This window comes from Pseudomonas fluorescens, from assembly GCF_902498065.1.
In the GTDB taxonomy this organism is placed as follows: Bacteria; Pseudomonadota; Gammaproteobacteria; order Pseudomonadales; family Pseudomonadaceae; genus Aquipseudomonas; species Aquipseudomonas fluorescens_BJ.
Map to the genome: position 1 here is coordinate 274873 of NZ_CABVIR010000006.1, position 20388 is coordinate 295260.

General features: G+C 59.7%; 19 protein-coding genes. 15 read left to right on the top strand and 4 right to left on the bottom strand.

What is annotated here, in order from left to right; all coding sequences use genetic code 11:
* Window positions 1-45 precede the first annotated feature (45 nt).
* Entirely contained in the window at window positions 46-888 is an 843-nt protein-coding gene (gene tauD / locus F8N43_RS21540; RefSeq protein ID WP_150654327.1) for a taurine dioxygenase, read from the top strand.
* Window positions 889-1052: 164 nt separating this feature from the next.
* Here tauD and mgrA read toward each other — a convergent pair whose 3' ends face one another.
* Complete coding sequence (gene mgrA, locus F8N43_RS21545; RefSeq protein WP_150654328.1) at window positions 1053-2090, bottom strand: L-glyceraldehyde 3-phosphate reductase; 1038 nt, start codon at window positions 2088-2090, stop codon at window positions 1053-1055.
* A gap of 159 nt (window positions 2091-2249) precedes the next feature.
* Window positions 2250-3140 (bottom strand): LysR family transcriptional regulator, encoded by an 891-nt coding sequence (locus tag F8N43_RS21550; RefSeq protein ID WP_150654329.1) that lies wholly within the window; start codon window positions 3138-3140, stop codon window positions 2250-2252.
* A gap of 127 nt (window positions 3141-3267) precedes the next feature.
* Between F8N43_RS21550 and F8N43_RS21555 the strand changes: the two genes are divergently transcribed.
* Window positions 3268-4008 (top strand): SDR family oxidoreductase, encoded by a 741-nt coding sequence (locus F8N43_RS21555; protein WP_150633134.1) that lies wholly within the window; start codon window positions 3268-3270, stop codon window positions 4006-4008.
* Window positions 4009-4145: 137 nt separating this feature from the next.
* A complete protein-coding gene (locus F8N43_RS21560) occupies window positions 4146-4406 on the top strand; it encodes a hypothetical protein (protein WP_150633135.1) in 261 nt (86 codons plus the stop codon).
* 2 nt (window positions 4407-4408) lie between these two features.
* On the opposite strand, the gene betT is transcribed toward F8N43_RS21560, so the two are convergent.
* Both betT and epsC read right to left on the bottom strand, forming a co-directional pair.
* Complete coding sequence (gene betT / locus F8N43_RS21565; protein WP_191623730.1) at window positions 4409-6364, bottom strand: choline transporter BetT; 1956 nt, start codon at window positions 6362-6364, stop codon at window positions 4409-4411.
* A 413-nt stretch (window positions 6365-6777) separates the two neighbouring features.
* Window positions 6778-7704: a serine O-acetyltransferase EpsC gene (gene epsC / locus F8N43_RS21570; RefSeq protein WP_150633137.1), complete on the bottom strand. Its 927-nt coding sequence runs from the start codon at window positions 7702-7704 to the stop codon at window positions 6778-6780.
* 192 nt (window positions 7705-7896) lie between these two features.
* Here epsC and F8N43_RS21575 point away from each other — a divergent pair, with 192 nt between their 5' ends.
* The 12 genes from F8N43_RS21575 (at window position 7897) to F8N43_RS21630 (ending at window position 20293) form a co-directional block, all read left to right on the top strand.
* Window positions 7897-8889, top strand: coding sequence for a D-cysteine desulfhydrase (locus F8N43_RS21575; RefSeq protein ID WP_150633138.1), 993 nt, complete (start codon window positions 7897-7899; stop codon window positions 8887-8889).
* Between the two features lie 216 nt (window positions 8890-9105).
* Entirely contained in the window at window positions 9106-9906 is an 801-nt protein-coding gene (gene tcyJ, locus F8N43_RS21580) for a cystine ABC transporter substrate-binding protein (RefSeq protein ID WP_150633139.1), read from the top strand.
* Entirely contained in the window at window positions 9906-10571 is a 666-nt protein-coding gene (gene tcyL, locus F8N43_RS21585) for a cystine ABC transporter permease (protein ID WP_150633140.1), read from the top strand. Before tcyJ ends, tcyL begins: the two co-directional genes overlap by 1 nt.
* 4 nt (window positions 10572-10575) lie before the next feature.
* Window positions 10576-11331, top strand: a complete 756-nt coding sequence (gene tcyN, locus F8N43_RS21590; protein WP_150633141.1) for an L-cystine ABC transporter ATP-binding protein TcyN — start codon at window positions 10576-10578, stop codon at window positions 11329-11331.
* 468 nt (window positions 11332-11799) lie between these two features.
* Complete coding sequence (locus F8N43_RS21595) at window positions 11800-12564, top strand: hypothetical protein (RefSeq protein ID WP_150633142.1); 765 nt, start codon at window positions 11800-11802, stop codon at window positions 12562-12564.
* Between the two features lie 387 nt (window positions 12565-12951).
* Complete coding sequence (locus F8N43_RS21600) at window positions 12952-14193, top strand: SfnB family sulfur acquisition oxidoreductase (RefSeq protein ID WP_150635918.1); 1242 nt, start codon at window positions 12952-12954, stop codon at window positions 14191-14193.
* Between the two features lie 23 nt (window positions 14194-14216).
* Window positions 14217-15410 (top strand): SfnB family sulfur acquisition oxidoreductase, encoded by a 1194-nt coding sequence (locus tag F8N43_RS21605; protein ID WP_150654330.1) that lies wholly within the window; start codon window positions 14217-14219, stop codon window positions 15408-15410.
* The gene (locus F8N43_RS21610; RefSeq protein ID WP_150654331.1) at window positions 15410-16777 is read left to right on the top strand and encodes an LLM class flavin-dependent oxidoreductase; all 1368 of its coding nucleotides are present in this window, start codon (window positions 15410-15412) and stop codon (window positions 16775-16777) included. Before F8N43_RS21605 ends, F8N43_RS21610 begins: the two co-directional genes overlap by 1 nt.
* Before the next feature lie 127 nt (window positions 16778-16904).
* Window positions 16905-17714 (top strand): MetQ/NlpA family ABC transporter substrate-binding protein, encoded by an 810-nt coding sequence (locus F8N43_RS21615; protein ID WP_150654332.1) that lies wholly within the window; start codon window positions 16905-16907, stop codon window positions 17712-17714.
* 2 nt (window positions 17715-17716) lie between these two features.
* Window positions 17717-18838, top strand: coding sequence for a methionine ABC transporter ATP-binding protein (locus F8N43_RS21620; protein ID WP_150654333.1), 1122 nt, complete (start codon window positions 17717-17719; stop codon window positions 18836-18838).
* Entirely contained in the window at window positions 18828-19472 is a 645-nt protein-coding gene (locus tag F8N43_RS21625; RefSeq protein WP_150635929.1) for a methionine ABC transporter permease, read from the top strand. Before F8N43_RS21620 ends, F8N43_RS21625 begins: the two co-directional genes overlap by 11 nt.
* Window positions 19473-19666: 194 nt before the next feature.
* On the top strand, window positions 19667-20293 hold the full coding sequence (locus F8N43_RS21630; protein ID WP_150635931.1) for a class I SAM-dependent methyltransferase: 627 nt from the start codon (window positions 19667-19669) through the stop codon (window positions 20291-20293).
* Window positions 20294-20388 lie beyond the last annotated feature (95 nt).

The window sequence follows — 20388 nt, forward strand, 5'->3', positions numbered from 1 at the left end:
ATTGACCCAGCCGACAGTTCGGCACCCCGGATTAAGAGAAAGACCATGAGCCACCTGACAATCGTCCCCCTCAGCTCCGCGCTCGGCGCGCAAATCAGCGGAATCGACATCAGTCAGCCGCTGAACCTGGCACAGCGCGATGCCATTGAACAGGCACTGCTCAAGCATCAGGTGCTGTTCTTTCGCGACCAGCCGATCACGCCGCAACAACAGGCGCGTTTTGCCGCCAATTTCGGCGACCTGCACATTCACCCGATCTACCCCAATGTGCCGGAACAGCCCGAAGTGTTGATCCTCGACACCGCCGTCACCGACGTGCGCGACAACGCGATCTGGCACACCGACGTGACGTTCCTGCCGACCCCGGCGATGGGCGCGGTGCTCAGCGCAAAATTGCTGCCGGAGTTTGGTGGCGACACGTTGTGGGCCAGCGGCATTGCGGCGTATGAAGCGCTGTCGGCGCCGATGAAAACCTTGCTCGAGGGGCTGACGGCGACTCACGATTTCACCCGCTCGTTTCCGCTGGAACGCTACGGCAATACGCCCGAAGCGCTGGCTCAGTGGGAAGAAGCTCGCCGCAAGAATCCGCCACTGTCGCACCCGGTGATTCGTACGCATCCGGTGAGTGGGCGCCGTTCGTTGTTCGTCAATGAAGGGTTTACGTCGAAGATCAATGAGCTGTCGGAAACCGAGAGCGAGGCGATTCTGAAGTATCTGTTCGCCCATGCCACACGGCCGGAGTTCACCATTCGCTGGCGCTGGCAGCAGGATGATATTGCGTTCTGGGATAACCGCGTGACGCAGCATTACGCGGTGGATGACTACCGGCCGGCGCGGCGGGTGATGCAGCGGGCGACGGTGTTGGGGGATGTGCCTTTCTTCCGGTGAGTCCCTGAATTTTTTGTTGTTTGTAACGGCCCCATCGCGGGCAAGCCCGCTCCCACAGGGTTTATGTGTTGAACCAACATTCTGTGGCCAACCGATAATCCTGTGGGAGCGGGCTTGCCCGCGATGAGGCCAAAGCAGGCGCCTGATCATCCGGCGCCGAACACTTACTCCGCCGTCGAAGGCTTCTCCCAAAGATTGATCCCGCCCTCCTGGGCAAACCGGTCAATCTCCGCCAGCTCGTCCGCGCTGAAGCTCAGACTCTTCAACGCCCCGACGTTCTCGATGATCTGCTCCGGCCGGCTCGCACCGATCAGTGCCGAGGTCACCCGAGGATCGCGCAGCGTCCAGGCCAACGCCAATTGCGCCAGGCTCTGGCCGCGACGTTTGGCGATTTCGTTGAGCCCACGCACATGGGCAATGTTGGCCTCAGACAGGTGCGAGGACTGCAAAGAGCCGCCGCCCGGACGATTGACCCGCGCATCCTTCGGAATGCCGTTGAGGTATTTGTCGGTCAATAGGCCCTGCGCCAACGGCGTGAACGCAATCACGCCGGTGCCCAGTTCGTCGGTAACGTCCAGCAGATCCTTTTCCACCCAGCGATTAAGCAGGTTGTACGCCGGCTGGTGAATCAGCAACGGCACTTTCCACTCTTTCAACAGCGCCGCCATCTCACGGGTTTTCACCCCGGAATACGACGAGATGCCGATGTACAGCGCCTTGCCCTGCTGCACTGCAGTGGCCAGTGCGCTGGCGGTTTCTTCCATCGGCGTGTCCGGGTCGAAACGGTGGGAGTAGAAAATATCCACATAGTCCAGACCCAGCCGCTGCAGGCTCTGATCAAGGCTGGCCAGCACGTATTTGCGCGAACCGCCGCCCTGCCCGTAAGGACCGGGCCACATGTCCCAACCGGCCTTGCTCGAAATGATCAGCTCGTCACGATACTGCTTGAAGTCTTCGCGCAGCAAACGGCCGAAATTGATTTCAGCGCTGCCGTACGGCGGGCCGTAGTTGTTGGCCAGGTCGAAGTGGTTGATCCCCAGATCGAACGCCGTGCGCAACAACGAACGCTGGGTGTCGATCGGCGTGCTGTCGCCGAAGTTGTGCCACAGGCCCAGGGACAAAGCCGGCAACACCAGACCGCTGCGACCGACGCGGCGGTAAGGGATGGAGTCGTAGCGGTTTTCGGCAGCGGTGTAGGTCATCGAATCCTCTCTTGTCTGTCTTGAAGTTGGTATCGACTGCTTCGCAAGTTGCCCAGCATACGCCCAGACAAACGTCGATAAACCTCGGACTTGAGGAAATGCTGAAACGTTTCACAACTTTCATCTTCAGCGTCGGTTTTCTCGCCAGGATCGCCTTCTTCAAACGGCCTGCGCAAAAACTTCACCCAACCAATCCACAAACACCCGAACCCGTGGCGACATGTGTCGGTTGTGCGGATACAACACTGAAACCGGCATCGGTGGCGGTGGGGTGTCGGTAAGAATTTCCTGCACCAGGCCCTGGGCGATCTGCGTTTCCATTCGGTAATGCGGGCACTGGATCAAGCCCAGTCCGGCAATGGCCGACGCGGCGTAGATTTCTGCGCCGAACACCGAGATCGCGCCCTCGATGGTCACTTCCTTCAACTCGCCATCGACCATGAATTGGAACGGAAACAGCTTGGCGGTGGTGCGCGAGACGTAGTTCACCGCGCGATGGTGTTTCAGGTCTTCGAGGGTTTTCGGTTCGCCGTATTTGCGTAGATACGCTGGGCTGGCGCAGGTGATCTGGCGCAGGTTGGCGACACGTTTGCCGATCAGCGCCGAGTCGCCGAGGGTGCCGGCGCGCAGTACGCAGTCGACGCCTTCGGCGATCAGGTCGACAAAGCGGTCGGCCTCGCTGATCGACAGCTCGATGTCCGGATAACGCTCCATGAACTGTGGCAAAGCGGGGATCACAAAACTCTTGGCCAACGTGCCATGCAAATCGACCCGCAACCGCCCCTTCGGCGCCACGCTACGAAACGCCAGTTCAGCTTCTTCCAGTTCCGCCAGCAATTGCACACAGCGCAAGTAGTACGCCTCGCCATCCAGCGTAGGACGCACCTTACGCGTACTGCGCTCCAACAAACGCGTACCCAGCCAGGCTTCGAACTGATTCAGCGTGTGGGTCAGGGTTGCCCGCGGCAGATTCAGGTCCTCGGCGGCGAGGGTGAAGCTGCTGCGCTCGTAGATCCGCACGAACACCTTCATCGCTTTGACTTGATCCATGGCGCTCCACACCTTCGATTGTTGGCGATTCTTGAACAGTCACGGCAACTTTCGTGCATTTATCGGCCTTAGTAAACATGTGAGTCTGGCGTCACCCCCAACAGACACCTTCAAAGGATTCAACGCCATGACTACTCAAACTTCGAAAGTGGCCATCGTGACCGGCGCCTCCCGCGGCATCGGCGCCGTGATCGCCAAACAACTGGCCAGCGAAGGTTTCGCCGTCGCCATCAACTACGCCAACAGCGCCATTGAAGCCTCAAAGCTGGTCGTTGAACTGCGTCAGGCCGGTCATCAAGCCATAGCGATCAAGGCTGACGTGGCCAATGCCGACGACGTGCGCCGGATGTTCGACGAAACCGAAACACAACTGGGCAAAGTCGATGTGTTGATCAATAACGCCGGCATTCTCAAAGTGATGCCGCTGGCGCAACACACCGACGAACTGTTCGACCAGAACTTCAACATCCACGCTCGAGGCACGTTCAACACATTGCGTGAAGCGGCGACACGTTTGAACAGCGGTGGCCGGATCGTCAACTTCTCCAGCAGCACCGTCGGCATGAACCTGCCGGGTTACGCCGTGTACATCGCCAGCAAAGCCGCGGTGGAATCCCTGACGCAGGTGTTCGCCAAGGAAATGCGCGGTCGCCACATCACCGTCAATGCCGTCGCCCCTGGCCCGGTGGCGACCGATCTGTTTTTGCACGGCAAGAGCGAGGAGCAGATTCAGAATTTCGCGAAGATGGCGCCGCTGGAACGCCTGGGACAGCCAGAAGACATCTCCCGCGTTGTGTCCTTTCTGATCGGGCCGGATTCGGCCTGGGTCAATGGACAGATTCTGCGGGTGAATGGCGGGTTGGTTTAACTAGGCTCACACTGACACCGTAGCGCCCCATCGCGAGCAGGCTCGCTCCCACAGGGACCGCGATGTTCCTTGTGGGAGCGGGCCTGCTCGCGATAGCGGCTTCAAGGGCAACACACGTCCAAAGGGAGGAACGCATCATGCACACCACGATCATCATCACCTTCGGCCTGGTCCTCTTGGCGCTGATGCTGTTCATCGGCGAGAAAATCGGCTTCAGCCGCCAGACACTGACCTACAGCTTCATCGTTCTGTGGCTGGCCCTGACGATGATCAACGGCGCCATCGGCGTGGTCACTGCCGGCCAGCCCGTCACGACGGAGCTGGTGGTCGGCAGCATTGTGTTCGGCGTGCCGGTGGCGGCGCTGGTGCTGTTCATGGCGTTGAGCAGCGAGACCTGAACTCAACGCACCAAATGCAAAAACTGCATGTGGCGCTCGTACTGATCGAGGATGTCGTTGATGACCTGCTCCTTGGTGTAGCCCACCAGATCGTAGTCCTGACTGCCCTCGCTCAAATGCACCTCGGCTCGATAATAACGGCGATTGTTGAGCTCCTTGGAACCCATGCCGCCACGGGCGAACGAAGGCGTGAAGTAGCCGCGCATCTGCACCTGATAGATGAACGGATGCTGCTCGTCGTGACCGATCTCCAGGCTGACGCTGTCGTTCGCCGGATCGGGTTGAGTGACCACGTTCAGCCCCTTCTCGACGAACACCGCCGTCACTTCTTCGATCGCCGGGCGCACCGTCGTGTCGAGGAAGCGATAGACCTCATCGCGCGACGGGAAGTGCACCGCCTGACTCAAACGCTGACGCCAACCGCCGCGCCGCGACCCGGACACCGGCGCCAGGGAATGCAGCTGCGCAATCTGCTTTTGCGACTCCAGATAAAACGCCTTGTGCAGGCCCCACATCATCAGCAGCAAGATCATCGAGAACGGCAATGAAGTCAGCACCACCGCCGACTTCAGCGCATCGATGCTGCCTGAAAACAGCAGCGCACTGGTCACCAGCGCGGTCATCGCGCCCCAGAACACCCGCAGCCATTTCGGCCCGTCTTCATCCGGGTTGCCGCCCTTGGCGGACAGCGTCGACAGCACCACGGTGCCGGAGTCGGCCGAGGTGACGAAGAACACGAAACTGATGAACACTGTGACCGCGATGACGGTTTTGCTCCACGGGTAGGTTTCCAGCAGCAGGTACAACGTCATCGAAGGGTTTTCGATGGCCGACATGCCGAGCGCGCTCATGCCGTGGTTGAGCACTTGGTCGATGGCGCTGTTGCCGAAAATCGACATCCACGCCAAGGTGAAACCGAGCGGAATCAACAGCACGCCGAAGACGAATTCACGGATGGTCCGGCCACGGGAAATCCGTGCGATGAACAGGCCCACGAACGGCGACCACGCGATCCACCAGGCCCAGTAGAACACCGTCCAGCCGCCCAGCCAGTCGCTGGGTTTGTCGTAGGCGTAAAGGTCAAAACTCTTCATCGGCAGGGCGCCAAGGTAATCGCCGATGTTCTGGATCAAGGTGTTGAGCAGGTGCTGAGTCGGGCCGGCAAACAACACGAACAGCAGCAGCGCACAGGCCAGCAGCATGTTGATATCGGACATCACCCGCACGCCTTTATCGACGCCGGCCACCGCGACGATGATCGCCGCGCCCATCATCAGCGTGATCAGTCCGACCTGAATCCACTGGGTATGGGCGATACCGAACAGGTAATCCAGACCCGAGTTGAGGTGCAACACGCCAAAGCCCATGTCGGCACCGAGGCCGAACACCGTGGCGATGATGCCGAAGCCATCCACCGCGTAGCCGATCGGGCCATTGATGCGTTTGCCGATCAGCGGATAGAGCGCCGAACGCAAGGCCAGCGGCAGGTTGTGGCGATAGGCAAAATAGGCCAGCGCCATGCCGACGAAGGCAAACACGCCCCAGCCGTGCAGGCCCCAGTGCAAAAACAGAATCTGCATTGCCTGGCGCGCCGCGTCCGCTGTGCCGGCCTCGCCTTGCGGCGGTTGTGACAGGTGCGTCAGCGGTTCGGACACGCAAAAGAAGAACAGGGTGATGCTGATCCCGGCGGCGAACAGCATGCCGGCCCAGGACAGGTAACTGAATTCGGGCTCGTCGTGGTCGGCACCGAGCTTGATCTTGCCGTAGCCGGACAAGGCGGTGACCACCACGAAGACCAGATACAGCGTCATCGCGAGCATGTAATACCAGCCGACCGTATTGGCCGCCCAGTTTTGCGCTTGCAACAGCCAGGCGCCGGCCTGTTCAGGCATGGCGATAACGACAATGCCGAACAGAAAGATAAACGTTGCCGCAAAGTAAAACACCGGCGGATTCATGCGGACCTGGCCGCTGGCGGGGGTGGACGATGCACTCATGAAAGGTGCACCTCAAGGGGGTGAAACCGGGCAATCAATAACGGACTCGGCAAGGGCAAGCCTCCTGTTGTGAGCGGGCAGCAAACCGGCGGTTTAACTTGAATGAGCGTTCAAGTTAAACATGGATAGGGTGCTAAGGACTAATCGCAGGGCTCGGCGGTACTGTTTGTACGCTAGCTCAAGGATGGGTATGACGTGGGGTTTGGGGGATTCGTTCAGTGGAGAATTGGCTGAATGCCATTATCTCGGTTCGGCTTGAAACCAATCGCGGGCAGGCTCGCTCCCACAGTGGATCTCGGGCGAACACAAAATCGGTGAACGACAGAGATTCATTGTGGAAGGGAGGCCGGGCCTGTCAGCTGAGATTTCAGGGCTTACTTCTGCGTCCCATCATCATGCTGCAGATTCGCCTGCGTCAGGTTGCACCCCGCCGGCACACTGCGCGTCAGCCAGACGTTGCCACCAATGGTCGAGCCCTTGCCGATGGTGATCCGCCCCAGAATCGTCGCGCCGGCATAAATCACCACATCGTCCTCGACAATCGGATGCCGCGGATGGCCCTTCTGCAACTGGCCGTCTTCATCCGCCGGGAAGCGTTTGGCGCCCAGGGTTACAGCCTGATAAATCCGCACACGCTCGCCGATGATGGCGGTCTCGCCGATCACCACGCCCGTCCCGTGATCAATGAAGAAGCTGCGACCAATCTGCGCACCCGGGTGAATGTCGATACCGGTCGCCGAGTGAGCGATTTCTGCGCTGATCCGTGCCAGCAGCGGCAGCCCGGCGCGGTACAAATGGTGCGCGAGGCGATGGTGAATCACCGCCAGAATCCCCGGATAGCACAGCAACACTTCATCGACGCTGCGGGCCGCCGGGTCACCGTGATAGGCCGCCAGCACATCAGTGTCCAACAGGCTGCGCAGCCCCGGCAAGGCGAGGGCAAATTCCTGGATGATCTGGATCGTTTTGGCTTCGACTTCAGTGTCGGCCGAGGCGCTGTGGCGAGCGGCGTAACGCAGTTCGAGCCGTGCCTGCCCCAGCAATGCATTCAACGCGACGTCCAGCGTGTGGCCTACGTAAAAGTCTTCACTCTCTTCGCGCAAATCCACCGGCCCCAGACGCATCGGGAACAATGCCCCGCACAGCGCTTCAAGAATCTCCGCCATGGCCGCTCGGGAGGGCAGCTCACGACCGCCCTGCTCGCCGCTGGCACGGCCGTTTTGCGCACGCCACTGATCGCGCGCCGTGCGCAACTGGCTGACGATGGTCTGCAATTGCCAATGGCTGGAACGCTCGCTCACGGTAAAAACTCCACACGGGCGGCCGGACTGTCTGGCCGCACTGACGGCGATTACTTTACGGCAAGGTCTGGAAACCGAATTAAGAACCGATTGTGCTGTGCTCAGCACTTTTGGCTATAAGTAGTCTTGCCGGTTGCCCCTGCATATAGGCGTGCCTATAGTCCTGACATCTCCCACCGCCAGTACGGACCCATGATCAAACAACAGCTCGCCCGTTTTGACCGCCTCGATCTGCTCGGCCACCCGACCCCTCTGGAAAAACTCGAACGCCTGTCGACCTGGCTGGGCCGCGACGTGTACGTCAAACGCGACGACCTGACGCCGCTGGCGATGGGCGGCAACAAGCTGCGCAAACTCGAATACCTCGGTGCCGATGCGCTGGCCCAGGGCGCGGACACGCTGATCACCGCGGGTGCGCTGCAATCCAACCACGTGCGCCAGACCGCCGCCCTCGCTGCCAAACTGGGCCTGGGTTGCGTCGCGTTGCTGGAAAATCCTTTGGGCACCGAAGACGCCAACTATGTCGGCAACGGCAATCGGCTGCTGCTTGACCTGTTCGATACCAAGGTCGAGTTGGTGGAAAACCTCGACAACGCTGACGAGCAGTTGGAAGCACTGGCCGCTCGCCTGCGCAGCAACGGCAAAAAACCGTATCTGGTGCCGATTGGTGGCTCGAATGCCCTGGGCGCTTTGGGTTATGTGCGCGCCGGCCTGGAACTGGCCGAGCAGATCAAGGACACCGGCCTGACCTTCGCCGCCGTGGTGCTGGCCTCGGGCAGCGCCGGGACCCACAGCGGCCTGGCTCTCGCGTTGAGTGAAGCATTGCCGGATTTGCCAGTGATCGGTGTGACGGTTTCCCGCAGCGAAGAAGATCAGCGGCCGAAGGTTCAGGGCCTGGCCGAGCGTACCGCGGCGCTGTTGGGTGTCAGCCTGCCGAGCAGTTTCAAGGTTGAGTTGTGGGACGAATATTTCGGCCCGCGTTATGGCGAACCCAATGCTGGAACGCTGTCAGCGGTGAAGCTGCTGGCGAGTCAGGAAGGGCTGCTGCTGGACCCGGTGTATACCGGCAAGGCCATGGCCGGGTTGCTCGACGGTATCGGGCGTCAGCGTTTTGATGAAGGCCCAATCATCTTCCTGCACACCGGTGGGGCGCCGGCGTTGTTTGCTTACAACTCGGCATTTTGAGAGCGCCTTGCGCTCTACTGATCACATATGCAATTAAAGAATAACAAACGTAATATTTATTATTTTCCTATCTAAAAGCGCCATCATATAGTCACGCCGCAGGCGAATTTGCAGCGAGACGCATACGCTGCTTTAGGGCAGGATATTGCAGTCGTCCAAATCCCGATTTTGCCAACATTCCTAAAAGCGTCTTCATAAGAAACACAGGGGCTTGTCATGAATTTTTCCGCACTACGTCGAAATCTGCTGGTGGGTTCACTGGGCCTGGCGCTGAGCGCCGGTCTGCTGGGGCAGGCGGTTGCCGGTGAGCAACTGCAAAAAATCAAGGACGCGGGCGTGATCAACGTCGGTCTGGAAGGTACTTACCCACCGTTCAGTTTCGTCGACGCCGACGGCAAATTGACCGGCTTCGAAGTCGAGTTCTCCGAAGCCCTGGCCAAAGAGCTGGGTGTGAAGGTCAAACTGCAACCGACCAAATGGGACGGCATCCTTGCAGCCCTGGAATCCAAGCGTCTGGACGCGGTGATCAACCAGGTGACCATCTCCGAAGAGCGCAAGAAGAAGTATGACTTCTCCGAGCCTTACACCGTTTCCGGGATTCAGGCGCTGGTGCAGACCAAGAAAGCTGCGGAGCTGAACATCAAGTCCGCTGCCGATCTGACGGGCAAGAAAGTCGGCGTAGGCCTGGGCACCAACTACGAACAGTGGGTCAAAGCCAACGTACCGGGCGCTGACGTGCGCACCTATGACGATGATCCGACCAAGTTTGCAGACCTGAAAAACGGTCGCATTGACGCGATCCTGATCGACCGCCTCGCCGCGCTGGAATACGCCAAGAAGGCCAAGGACACTTCCGCCGCCGGCGAAGCGTTCTCCCGCCAGGAAGCAGGCATTGCCTTGCGCAAAGGCGAGCCTGAGTTGCTGGCAGCGGTGAACAAGGCCATCGACAAGCTGCGTGCCGACGGTACGCTGAAAAAGCTTTCGGAAAAATACTTCAGCGCTGACGTCACTCAATAATGGAAGAAGCTTTCCAACTTGCGCTGGACTCCGCACCCTTCCTGCTGAAGGGCGCGTACTACACGGTAATCCTCAGCCTGGGCGGGATGTTCTTCGGCCTGGTGATGGGGTTCGGCCTGGCGTTGATGCGCCTGTCGCGCTTCAAACTGGTGAGCTGGCTGGCCCGCATCTACGTGTCGTTCTTTCGCGGCACGCCGTTGCTGGTGCAACTGTTCGTGATCTATTACGGCTTGCCGCAATTGGGTATCGAACTTGATCCACTGCCAGCAGCCCTGATCGGCTTCTCGCTGAACATGGCCGCCTACGCTTGCGAAATCCTGCGTGCCGCGATCAGCTCCATCGAGCGCGGTCAGTGGGAAGCCGCCGCCAGTATCGGCATGACCCGCGCGCAGACCTTGCGCCGGGCCATCATCCCGCAAGCGATGCGCACGGCATTGCCGCCGCTGGGCAACAGCTTCATCTCGCTGGTCAAGGACACGGCGCTGGCCGCCACCATTCAGGTGCCGGAACTGTTCCGTCAGGCCCAGCTGATTACCGCCCGGACCTTCGAAATTTTCACCATGTATCTGGCCGCCGCGCTGATCTACTGGATTCTGGCCACGGTGCTTTCGCACCTGCAGAACCAGTTGGAAGCCCGGGTCAATCGGCACGACCAGGAGTCCTGACCCCATGATTGTCGTGGAAAAACTGACAAAGCAGTTCAAGGGTCAAGTGGTGCTTAACGGCATTGATCTGGAAGTAAAAGAAGGCGAGGTCGTGGCGATCATCGGGCCGAGCGGTTCGGGGAAAACCACGTTCCTGCGTTGCCTGAATTTTCTGGAGGAACCTACCAGCGGCCGGATCAAGGTCGGTGACATCGAGATCGATGGCAGCCGCCCGTTGAACCAGCAACAGAGCCTGGTGCGGCGCTTGCGTCAGCACGTCGGCTTCGTGTTCCAGAGCTTCAACCTGTTCCCCCATCGCACAGCCCTGGAAAACGTCATCGAAGGCCCGATCATCGTCAAGAAGATCCCGCACGCCGACGCCGTCGCCCTGGGTAAAAAGTTGTTGGCCAGGGTTGGCCTGGCAGGCAAGGAAGACGCGTACCCGCGACGCCTCTCCGGTGGACAGCAACAGCGTGTGGCGATTGCCCGCGCGCTGGCGATGGAGCCGGAAGTGATTCTGTTCGATGAACCCACCTCGGCACTCGATCCGGAGCTGGTGGGTGAAGTGCTGGCGACCATCCGCAGCCTCGCCGAGGAGAAGCGCACCATGGTCATCGTGACCCACGAAATGGGCTTTGCCCGCGACGTGGCCAACCGCGTGGTGTTTTTCGATAAGGGTGTCATTGTCGAGCAAGGCGAAGCCAAGGCGCTGTTTGCCAATCCGAAAGAAGAACGCACAAAGCAGTTTCTCAGCAAGTTCCTGAACAATGCTCATCACTGAGCAGCCATGACAATGAGATCAACTTCCAAGGATGGAAGTTACATTGAAACCTGATAACACCCTCTCAAACCATTCGTAAAATGTATGCCTCTTTCAATAATCGTGTGCGGTACATATATATGTCCTGCGACAGATTATCCTCGCCTAAAATCCACGAAACACCTCAGCGTACTGTGCGGACAACCGCCACCTCCCACCGTAAAAACCCGCTGATTCAGTGGGCATGTTCGACAACACGTTGCGGCTTCCTGACCTGATAGCGTAGGAACTTTCTGAATAACAACAGATTCGTTAATCAACTAACTCACTCTATTGACACTTATTCAAGCGCACTCTTATCTAGTCTCCAGCAAACGCAACTCATCACGTTCAATCATTGTTTTTATACGGAAGTAATGAGCCGTTTGTGGCACCGCCAATCAGCTCTTTCAGAAACGGACTTCGCTGCAAGACTTCAAGGAGAAACCCATGAAACATACCTCGAACAAACCCGAACTTGCGGCGCCGACCGTGGCGCAATCACACAAGAGCGGCATCAACATCACCTCGGCCGCTCATCTGCTGATCGACGTCGCGCCTTACCCAGGCATGGATGAAGGCGACTTGATCGAGCTGTTCTGGGACAACTGCTACGTGGCCTCCAGGGTGCTGAACACCCAGGACGTCGGCAAAGCCGTCAGCCTGCGCGTACCGCAAAGCTTCATCGCCAACGGCTCCTCACGCATTCACTACCGGCTGATGCAGGTCGGCCATGGGCCTGCGCTATCACCGACAACCCGCGTGCAGGTCAAGCTCGACTGCCCGGGAGGCCAACCCTCGGCCCTGTACGGTGACGAAAACCAGAGCCTGGCGCCAGTGAGCATTCCTGAAACCATCCGCCGTCAGGGCGTCAATCCGAACCAGATCAAGCGCGGCGTTCCCCTGACCATCGAACCCTACCTGAACATGGCGATCGACGATGAAATCACCCTGCGCTGGGGTGATGTACGCATGGACCTGCCACGGCTCAAGGCGAACGAGGTGGGTGAGCCGATTCAGGTCTGGGTGCCGCCAGCGATCATTCTCGAAGCAGGCGAAGACCTGCGGCTGGAGGTGACTTACTGCATCCTCGACCGGGTGGGTAATAACTCGCGTTGGGCGCCGGCGCGTACGCTGAAAATTGGTTGTGCCAATCCTTATCTGAAGGGCCGGCCGAAGGAAATGCTCATGGCCGCAGAACCCCGGAAACACTGAAACACCCTTCCTGTGGGAGCGAGCTTGCTCGCGATGAACGTCAACGAAAACGCGTGCTGTCTGGACAAGCCCGTTGCTTTCAGATTTTCCGCGAGCAAGCTTGCTCCTACAAATGCCGAATCAGACAGTCAGGTGTTGCTCCAGAAACAACTGTTGCCCTGGGTACAGTTGCTGCTGACACACTTCTATCCATATTCCTAAAAGTTAGTTTATTTAATTTTTATACACGCTTAGGGTATATAAACCGGACCACCGGACATTCTTGTTTTTACTTCGCCGCACCCATCGCGGCGTTCCCATGAGATGTGAGGTAGGTATGGTCCGGAACACAATCACCCCAGTGCAGATCGCCAGGGCATTGCGTGCAGCAGCCAAGGAGCGGCACTGATGTCCAGTCTGGCAGATGCAATCGTCCAGAGTGACCTGGACGTCGCCCCGTTGTTGTTGCCCGCACAGGTATTGCGCAACGACGCACAAGCGATCAAGGCCGCCCATGAGCTGGCGCACGTCGCCCGCCAACAAGCGGCTAAACGCGACCGTCAGCGCAAGCTGCCGTGGTCGGAAATCGAGCAGTTCACCCGCAGCGGCCTGGGCAGCATTGCCATACCGCGCGAATACGGCGGCCCGCAAGTTTCGTTCGTCACCCTGGCCGATGTTTTTGCGATCATTTCCGCAGCCGACCCGGCGCTGGGACAGATCCCGCAAAACCAGTTCGGCATTCTCAACCTGGTGCTTGGCAGCGCGACCGAAGCGCAGAAAAAACAGTTGTTCAAAAGCGTGCTGGAAGGCTGGCGTATCGGCAATGCCGGACCAGAACGCGGCACCAAAAACACCCTCGAACTCAAGGCACGGATCACCGCCGACGGCGACGGATTTGTCATCAGCGGGCAGAAGTTCTACTCCACCGGCGCCCTCTTCGCCCACTGGGTGGCAGTCAAGGCGCTGAACGACGACGGCAAGCAAGTGCTGGCCTTCGTCCGTCGCGGCACACCGGGCTTGCGGATCGTTGATGACTGGTCCGGTTTCGGCCAGCGCACTACCGCCAGCGGCACCCTTTTGCTCAACAACGTGCGGGTCGACGCCGAACTGGTGGTGGATAACTGGAAGATCAACGACAAGCCGAACATCCAGGGCGCCGTCTCGCAATTGATTCAAGCGGCCATCGACGCTGGCATCGCCCGCGGCGCCATCGACGACGCCATCGAGTTCGTGAAAACCCGTGCCCGCCCGTGGATCGACGCCAAGGTCGAACGCGCCAGCGATGATCTTTATGTCATTGCCGACATCGGCAGACTGAAAATCGAACTGCACGCCGCCGAAGCGCTGCTGCGCAAGGCCGGGCAAGTGCTTGATCAAGTCAACGCCGCGCCGCTCACCGCCGAGTCTGCCGCACGAGCCTCGATTGCCGTGGCCGAAGCCAAAGTGCTGACCACCGAGATCTCGCTGCTGGCCAGCGAAAAGCTCTTCGAACTGGCCGGCAGCCGCGCCACCCTCGCCGAATTCAACCTCGACCGCCATTGGCGCAACGCCCGCGTGCACACGCTGCACGACCCGGTGCGCTGGAAGTATCACGCAGTCGGCGCCTATCACTTGAACGGCACGCTGCCGGCTCGCCATTCCTGGATCTGACGACCAGACATCTGGAGAAACCTATGACTCTTTCTCACCACGTCGCGGTCATCACCAGCGATGAGCAAGCCCTGATCGTCGCCAGTGACCTGGCCGAAGATTTCAAACGCGACAGCGCCCTGCGCGACCGCGAGCGCCGTTTGCCGCACCCGGAGCTGGAAGTGTTTTCCCGCTCGGGTCTGTGGGGCATCAGCGTGCCAAAAGAGTTCGGCGGCGCCGGGGTTTCGAACGTCACACTGGCCAAGGTGATCGCTTTGATCGCCCAGGCTGACGGCTCCCTCGGACAAATTCCGCAGAATCATTTTTATGCCCTCGAAGTGCTGCGTGTGAATGGCAGCGAAGAGCAGAAAAAACGCCTCTACGCAGAAGTGCTGGCCGGCCAGCGCTTCGGCAATGCGCTTGCCGAACTCGGCACCAAAACCGCCCACGACCGCGTCACCAGCCTGACTCGCGACGGTGACGGCTATCGCATCAACGGCCGCAAGTTCTACGCCACGGGCGCGATCTACGCACAACGCATCCCGACCTCGGTAGTGGATGAACACGGCGTGCAGCAACTGGCATTCGTCCCGCGCGACAGCAAAGGCCTGACCGTCATCGACGACTGGAGCGGCTTCGGCCAGCGCACCACCGGCAGCGGTTCGGTGGTGTTCGAAGACGTCTACGTCGCCGCCGAAGACGTGATCCCGTTTCAAAGTGCCTTCGAACGCCCGACCCCGGTCGGCCCGTTGGCGCAGATTCTTCACGCCGCCATCGACACCGGCATCGCCCGCGCCGCCTATGAAGACGCGCTGCATTTCGTACGGACCAAAACCCGGCCATGGATCGACGCCACGCATGAAAAAGCCGTCGATGACCCGCTGACCATCAAGAGTTTTGGCCATTTGAGCATTCGGCTGCACGCCGCCGAAGCCCTGCTGGAGCGCGCCGGCGAATTCCTCGACAAGGCCCAGGCCGAGACTAACGCCGAGACCGTTGCCGCCGCGTCGATTGCCGTCGCCGAAGCCCGCGCCATCAGCACCGAAATTTCCCTCGCCGCCGGCAGCACGCTGTTTGAACTGGCCGGCAGCCAGGCGACCCTGATCGAACACGGACTGGATCGCCACTGGCGCAACGCTCGGGTGCACACGCTGCACGACCCGGTGCGCTGGAAATATCACGCCGTGGGCAACTACTACCTCAACGATGAAAACCCTCCGCTGCGGGGGACCATTTGATGAGCACGCCTTTAAAACCGAAAAAGAAGATCCTGCTCAACGCGTTCAACATGAACTGCATCGGGCACATCAACCATGGCTTGTGGACGCACCCACGGGACACCTCCACCCAATACAAAACCATCGAATATTGGACCGGGCTGGCGCAGTTGCTGGAGCGTGGACTGTTCGACGGTTTGTTCATCGCCGACATCGTCGGCGTGTACGACGTCTACCAGAACTCGGTGGACGTGCCGCTGAAAGAGTCAATCCAGTTACCGGTCAATGACCCGTTGTTGCTGGTCTCGGCGATGGCCGCCGTCACCAAAAACCTCGGTTTCGGCCTGACCGCCAACCTGACCTACGAGCCGCCGTACCTGTTCGCCCGACGCCTGTCGACGCTCGATCACCTGAGTCGCGGTCGGGTTGGCTGGAACATCGTCACCGGCTACCTCGACAGCGCCGCCAAAGCCATGGGCCTGAGCGAGCAGGTGGAACACGACCGTCGTTACGACCAGGCCGATGAATACCTAGAAGTGCTCTACAAACTCTGGGAAGGCAGTTGGGAGAACGGCGCGGTGCTCAACGATCCGCAGCAACGGATCTACGCGCAGCCGGAAAAAGTGCACAAGGTCGAGCACAAGGGCGAGTTCTATCAGGTCGAGGGTTATCACCTCTGCGAGCCGTCGCCGCAGCGTACGCCGGTGCTGTTCCAGGCCGGCAGTTCGGATCGCGGCTTGCTGTTCGCCGGGCGCCATGCCGAATGCGTGTTTATCAGCGGCCAGAACAAAACGTCGACCAAGGTTCAGGTGGACAAAGTGCGCGCCAGCGCCGTTGAAGCCGGGCGCAATCCTGAGGACATCAAGGTGTTCATGGGTTTGAACGTGATCGTCGGCGCCACCGAAGAGCTGGCCTGGGCCAAGCATGCCGAGTACCTGAGCTACGCCAGCGCCGAGGCCGGCGTGGCGCATTTCTCGGCGTCGACCGGGATCGATTTTTCCGAGTACGAAATCGACGAACCGATCCAGTACGTGAAGAGCAACGCGATCCAGTCGGCCACCAAGAACCTGCAAAACAACGACTGGACCCGGCGCAAATTACTTGAACAACACGCCCTCGGCGGCCGCTACATCACCGTCGTGGGCTCACCGGAACAAGTGGCCGATGAGCTGGAATCGTGGATCGCCGAAACCGGGCTGGATGGCTTCAACCTGACGCGAATCGTCACGCCGGAAAGCTATGTGGATTTCATTGAGCTGGTGATTCCGGAGTTGCAGCGGCGTGGGTCGTACAAGACGGCTTATGACGAGGGCAGCCTGCGGGAAAAGCTGTTTCAAGGCGAAGCGCATTTGCCTGAGCAACATACCGGATCGGCGTTTCGCCGCTAAAAGCATCGCTGGCAGCCAGCGCCCACAGGGATTGTGTGAACACCCGAGAACACTGCGGGAGCGGGCTTGCCCGCGATGAGGCCCGAACAGACACCCAAAATTTAATGCACTGACTGGAAACCCCATCATGAAAAAGACCAACCTCTCTCACCCAGTCAAAGCACTGGTCCTGGCCCTCGGCCTCTTCAGCTCCATCACCTTCGCCGCCGACACGCCGCTGAAAGTTGGCACCACCGCCGCGTTCGCCATCCCGCTGGAGGCCGCCGTCGAAGAAGCCAACAAACAAGGCCTGAACGTCGAACTCGTCGAGTTCACCGACTGGATCGCCCCCAACGTCAGCCTCGCCGCCGGCGACATTGACGTGAACTACTTCCAGCACGTCCCGTTCCTGGAAAACGCCAAGGCCGCCGCCGGTTTTGACCTGGTGCCGTTCGCACCGGGCATCATCAACAACGTCGGCCTCTACTCGAAAAAATACAAAAGCTTCGACGAGCTGCCGGAAGGCGCCAGCGTCGCCATCGCCAACGACCCGATCAACAGCGGTCGCGGCCTGCAACTGCTGGCCAAGGCTGGCCTGATCACGCTCAAACCGGGCGTCGGCTACAAGGCCACCGAAGAAGACATCATCGCCAACCCGAAGAAAATCAAAATCCTGCAAGTCGAAGCCGTGCAACTGGTGCGCGCCTATGACGACGCCGATCTGGTTCAGGGCTACCCGGCCTACATCCGCCTGGCGAAGACCTTCGATGCCGGTTCCGCGCTGCTGTTCGATGGCCTCGACCACAAGGAATACGTGATCCAGTTCGTCATCCAGCCGAAAAGCAAAAACGACCCGCGCCTGATCAAGTTCGTCGACATCTACCAGCATTCGCCAGCCGTTCGTGCAGCGCTGGATAAAGCCCACGGCAAGCTCTATCAAGCCGGTTGGGAAAGCTGAACATGACGGCCGCGATCCAACGGCGACTGGATATTCCGGAGCCTCAGAAAGCCGAACAAACCGAACTGTATCCTGACCTGAATCGTGCTCACGTGCGCTTCATCGGCCTGGGCAAAACCTACAACGGCCAGCAAGGTCCGGTGGCGGCGTTGCACGGCATCGACCTAGCGATCCAACGCGGTGAAGTGTTCGGCATCATTGGCCGCAGCGGCGCCGGCAAGTCGTCGCTGATCCGCACCATCAACCGTCTCGAACAACCGAGCAACGGGCGCGTGTTGATCGATCAGGTGGACATCGGTGAGTTCGATGAAGACCGCCTGGTAACGCTGCGTCGGCGCATCGGCATGATCTTCCAGCACTTCAACCTGATGTCGGCCAAAACCGTTTGGCAGAACGTCGAGTTGCCGCTGAAAGTCGCCGGTGTGCCCAGGGAAAAACGCGAGCGCAAAGTTCGAGAGCTGTTGGAACTGGTCGGCCTGCAAGAGAAGCACAAAGCCTACCCGGCACAGCTTTCCGGCGGACAGAAACAGCGCGTCGGCATCGCCCGCGCGCTGGTGCACGACCCGGAGATTCTGTTGTGCGACGAAGCTACTTCGGCGCTGGACCCGGAGACCACGCAATCGATCCTTGGCCTGCTGCGCGAAATCAATCAGCGCCTGGGGCTGACCATCGTACTGATCACTCACGAAATGGCGGTGATCCGCGACATCTGCGACCGCGTCGTGGTGCTGGAACATGGACGCATCGTCGAGCAAGGCCCGGTCTGGGAAGTCTTTGGCAATCCGCAGCATGAGGTCAGCAAGACCTTGCTCGCGCCGTTGCAACACGCCCTGCCGCAGGAGCTGCAAAGTCGTCTTCAGGCGCAACCACCGTCGTCCGACGCCGCCGTGGTCCTTCGTTTGCAATTCACCGGCAGTGCCACCGACGAACCGGATCTGGCAGCGCTGTTCGCTGCCCTCGGTGGCCGTGTGCGTTTGCTGCAAGGTGGCGTGGAGCGGATTCAGGGTCATGCGTTGGGGCAATTGCTGCTGGCGGTGACGGGATCGTCGCTGGGCGCCGAAGCACTGCGCCAGCGCGCCGGCCACTGGGCACAACAGGTAGAGGTGCTGGGTTATGTGGTTTGATCGGTTGCTGCAAGGTTTCATCGACACGTTTTTGATGGTCGGCGTGTCGTCATTGATTGCGCTGCTGGCGGGGATTCCGCTGGCGGTGATTCTGGTCACCAGCGCCAAGGGCGGGATCTACGAAGCACCGGCGCTGAACCGTGCCCTGGGTGCATTCGTGAACCTGTTCCGCTCGATTCCGTTTTTGATTTTGATGGTGGCGTTGATTCCGTTCACACGGTTGATCGTCGGCACCACCTATGGCGTTTGGGCGGCCGTGGTGCCGCTGACGATTGCGGCCACGCCGTTCTTTGCCCGCATCGCCGAAGTCAGTTTGCGTGAGGTGGACTACGGCTTGATCGAGGCGGCACAGGCGATGGGCTGCCGGCGCTGGCACATTGTTTGGCATGTGCTGTTGCCTGAGGCTTTGCCGGGGATTGTGGGGGGGTTCACGATCACCTTGGTGACGATGATCAACTCGTCAGCCATGGCCGGGGCGATTGGTGCCGGCGGGCTGGGCGACATCGCGTATCGCTACGGGTATCAGCGGTTTGATAGCCAGATCATGCTCACGGTGATTGTGCTGCTGGTGGTGTTGGTGGCGGTGATTCAGTTGGGTGGGGATCGGTTGGCTCGGGGGTTGAACAAGCGATAAGCAGATCTGAGCTATTGGTCGTCAGTCATACCGCCATCGCGAGCAAGCTCGCTCCCACAATGATCGGGTCGTACACAAGTTTTGTGTTCGCAGAAGATCAACTGTGAGAGCGAGCTTGCTCGCGATGGGCTGCGCAGCAGCCCCGGATCTGATGGCGTATATTCGGCGAATCCCAATTACCGATGCAGCCAACCATGAAGCAAACGCCCGACGACCTCAAGCAAATCACTGCCACCACCCTGGGCCATTACAACTCGGTGGCCGAAGATTTTCGCGAAGGCACGCGTGATCACGATGTCAGCCAGAACATTGATGCGCTGCTGCGGCATATCCAGGGCGAACCACCGTTCGACATCCTCGACTTTGGCTGCGGGCCGGGCCGGGATTTGCAGACGTTCACGCGCATGGGCCACACCGCGGTCGGCCTCGACGGATCGGAGAAGTTTGCGCAAATGGCCCGTGAGGACAGTGGTTGCGAGGTCTGGCAGCAGGACTTTCTCAAGCTGGATTTGCCGGCCGGGCGCTTTGACGGGATCTTCGCCAACGCCGTGCTGTTTCACATTCCGCGTCAGGAGTTGCCTCGGGTGTTGAAGCAATTGCATGCAGCTTTGAAACCGGGTGGTGTGTTGTTCAGTTCCAATCCGCGGGGTGAGAATCAGGAAGGCTGGAATGGGCCGCGGTATGGGGCGTATCACGATCTTCAGGCGTGGCAGGAATTGCTGACCGCGGCGGGGTTTGTGGAGCTGGAGCATTACTACCGGCCGGCGGGGCTGCCGCGGGAGCAGCAACCCTGGTTGGCGAGTGTCTGGCGTAAAGCGTAAACCTCAGGTTTGTAGCGCTTGAACTGACGCCATCGCGGACAAGCCCGCTCCCACAGTAGACCGTGTTCTCTTGAATGAGCGCGGTTGAAAGTGGG

Excerpts from the sequence above, each read along its gene's own strand:
- tauD (WP_150654327.1), top strand. The coding sequence starts at position 46 with ATGAGCCACCTGACAATCGTCCCCCTCAGCTCCGCGCTCGGCGCGCAA.
- mgrA (WP_150654328.1), bottom strand. The coding sequence starts at position 2,090 with ATGACCTACACCGCTGCCGAAAACCGCTACGACTCCATCCCTTACCGC.
- F8N43_RS21550 (WP_150654329.1), bottom strand. The coding sequence starts at position 3,140 with ATGGATCAAGTCAAAGCGATGAAGGTGTTCGTGCGGATCTACGAGCGC.
- F8N43_RS21555 (WP_150633134.1), top strand. The coding sequence starts at position 3,268 with ATGACTACTCAAACTTCGAAAGTGGCCATCGTGACCGGCGCCTCCCGC.
- F8N43_RS21560 (WP_150633135.1), top strand. The coding sequence starts at position 4,146 with ATGCACACCACGATCATCATCACCTTCGGCCTGGTCCTCTTGGCGCTG.
- betT (WP_191623730.1), bottom strand. The coding sequence starts at position 6,364 with ATGAATCCGCCGGTGTTTTACTTTGCGGCAACGTTTATCTTTCTGTTC.
- F8N43_RS21575 (WP_150633138.1), top strand. The coding sequence starts at position 7,897 with ATGATCAAACAACAGCTCGCCCGTTTTGACCGCCTCGATCTGCTCGGC.
- tcyJ (WP_150633139.1), top strand. The coding sequence starts at position 9,106 with ATGAATTTTTCCGCACTACGTCGAAATCTGCTGGTGGGTTCACTGGGC.
- tcyL (WP_150633140.1), top strand. The coding sequence starts at position 9,906 with ATGGAAGAAGCTTTCCAACTTGCGCTGGACTCCGCACCCTTCCTGCTG.
- tcyN (WP_150633141.1), top strand. The coding sequence starts at position 10,576 with ATGATTGTCGTGGAAAAACTGACAAAGCAGTTCAAGGGTCAAGTGGTG.
- F8N43_RS21595 (WP_150633142.1), top strand. The coding sequence starts at position 11,800 with ATGAAACATACCTCGAACAAACCCGAACTTGCGGCGCCGACCGTGGCG.
- F8N43_RS21600 (WP_150635918.1), top strand. The coding sequence starts at position 12,952 with ATGTCCAGTCTGGCAGATGCAATCGTCCAGAGTGACCTGGACGTCGCC.
- F8N43_RS21605 (WP_150654330.1), top strand. The coding sequence starts at position 14,217 with ATGACTCTTTCTCACCACGTCGCGGTCATCACCAGCGATGAGCAAGCC.
- F8N43_RS21610 (WP_150654331.1), top strand. The coding sequence starts at position 15,410 with ATGAGCACGCCTTTAAAACCGAAAAAGAAGATCCTGCTCAACGCGTTC.
- F8N43_RS21615 (WP_150654332.1), top strand. The coding sequence starts at position 16,905 with ATGAAAAAGACCAACCTCTCTCACCCAGTCAAAGCACTGGTCCTGGCC.
- F8N43_RS21620 (WP_150654333.1), top strand. The coding sequence starts at position 17,717 with ATGACGGCCGCGATCCAACGGCGACTGGATATTCCGGAGCCTCAGAAA.
- F8N43_RS21625 (WP_150635929.1), top strand. The coding sequence starts at position 18,828 with ATGTGGTTTGATCGGTTGCTGCAAGGTTTCATCGACACGTTTTTGATG.
- F8N43_RS21630 (WP_150635931.1), top strand. The coding sequence starts at position 19,667 with ATGAAGCAAACGCCCGACGACCTCAAGCAAATCACTGCCACCACCCTG.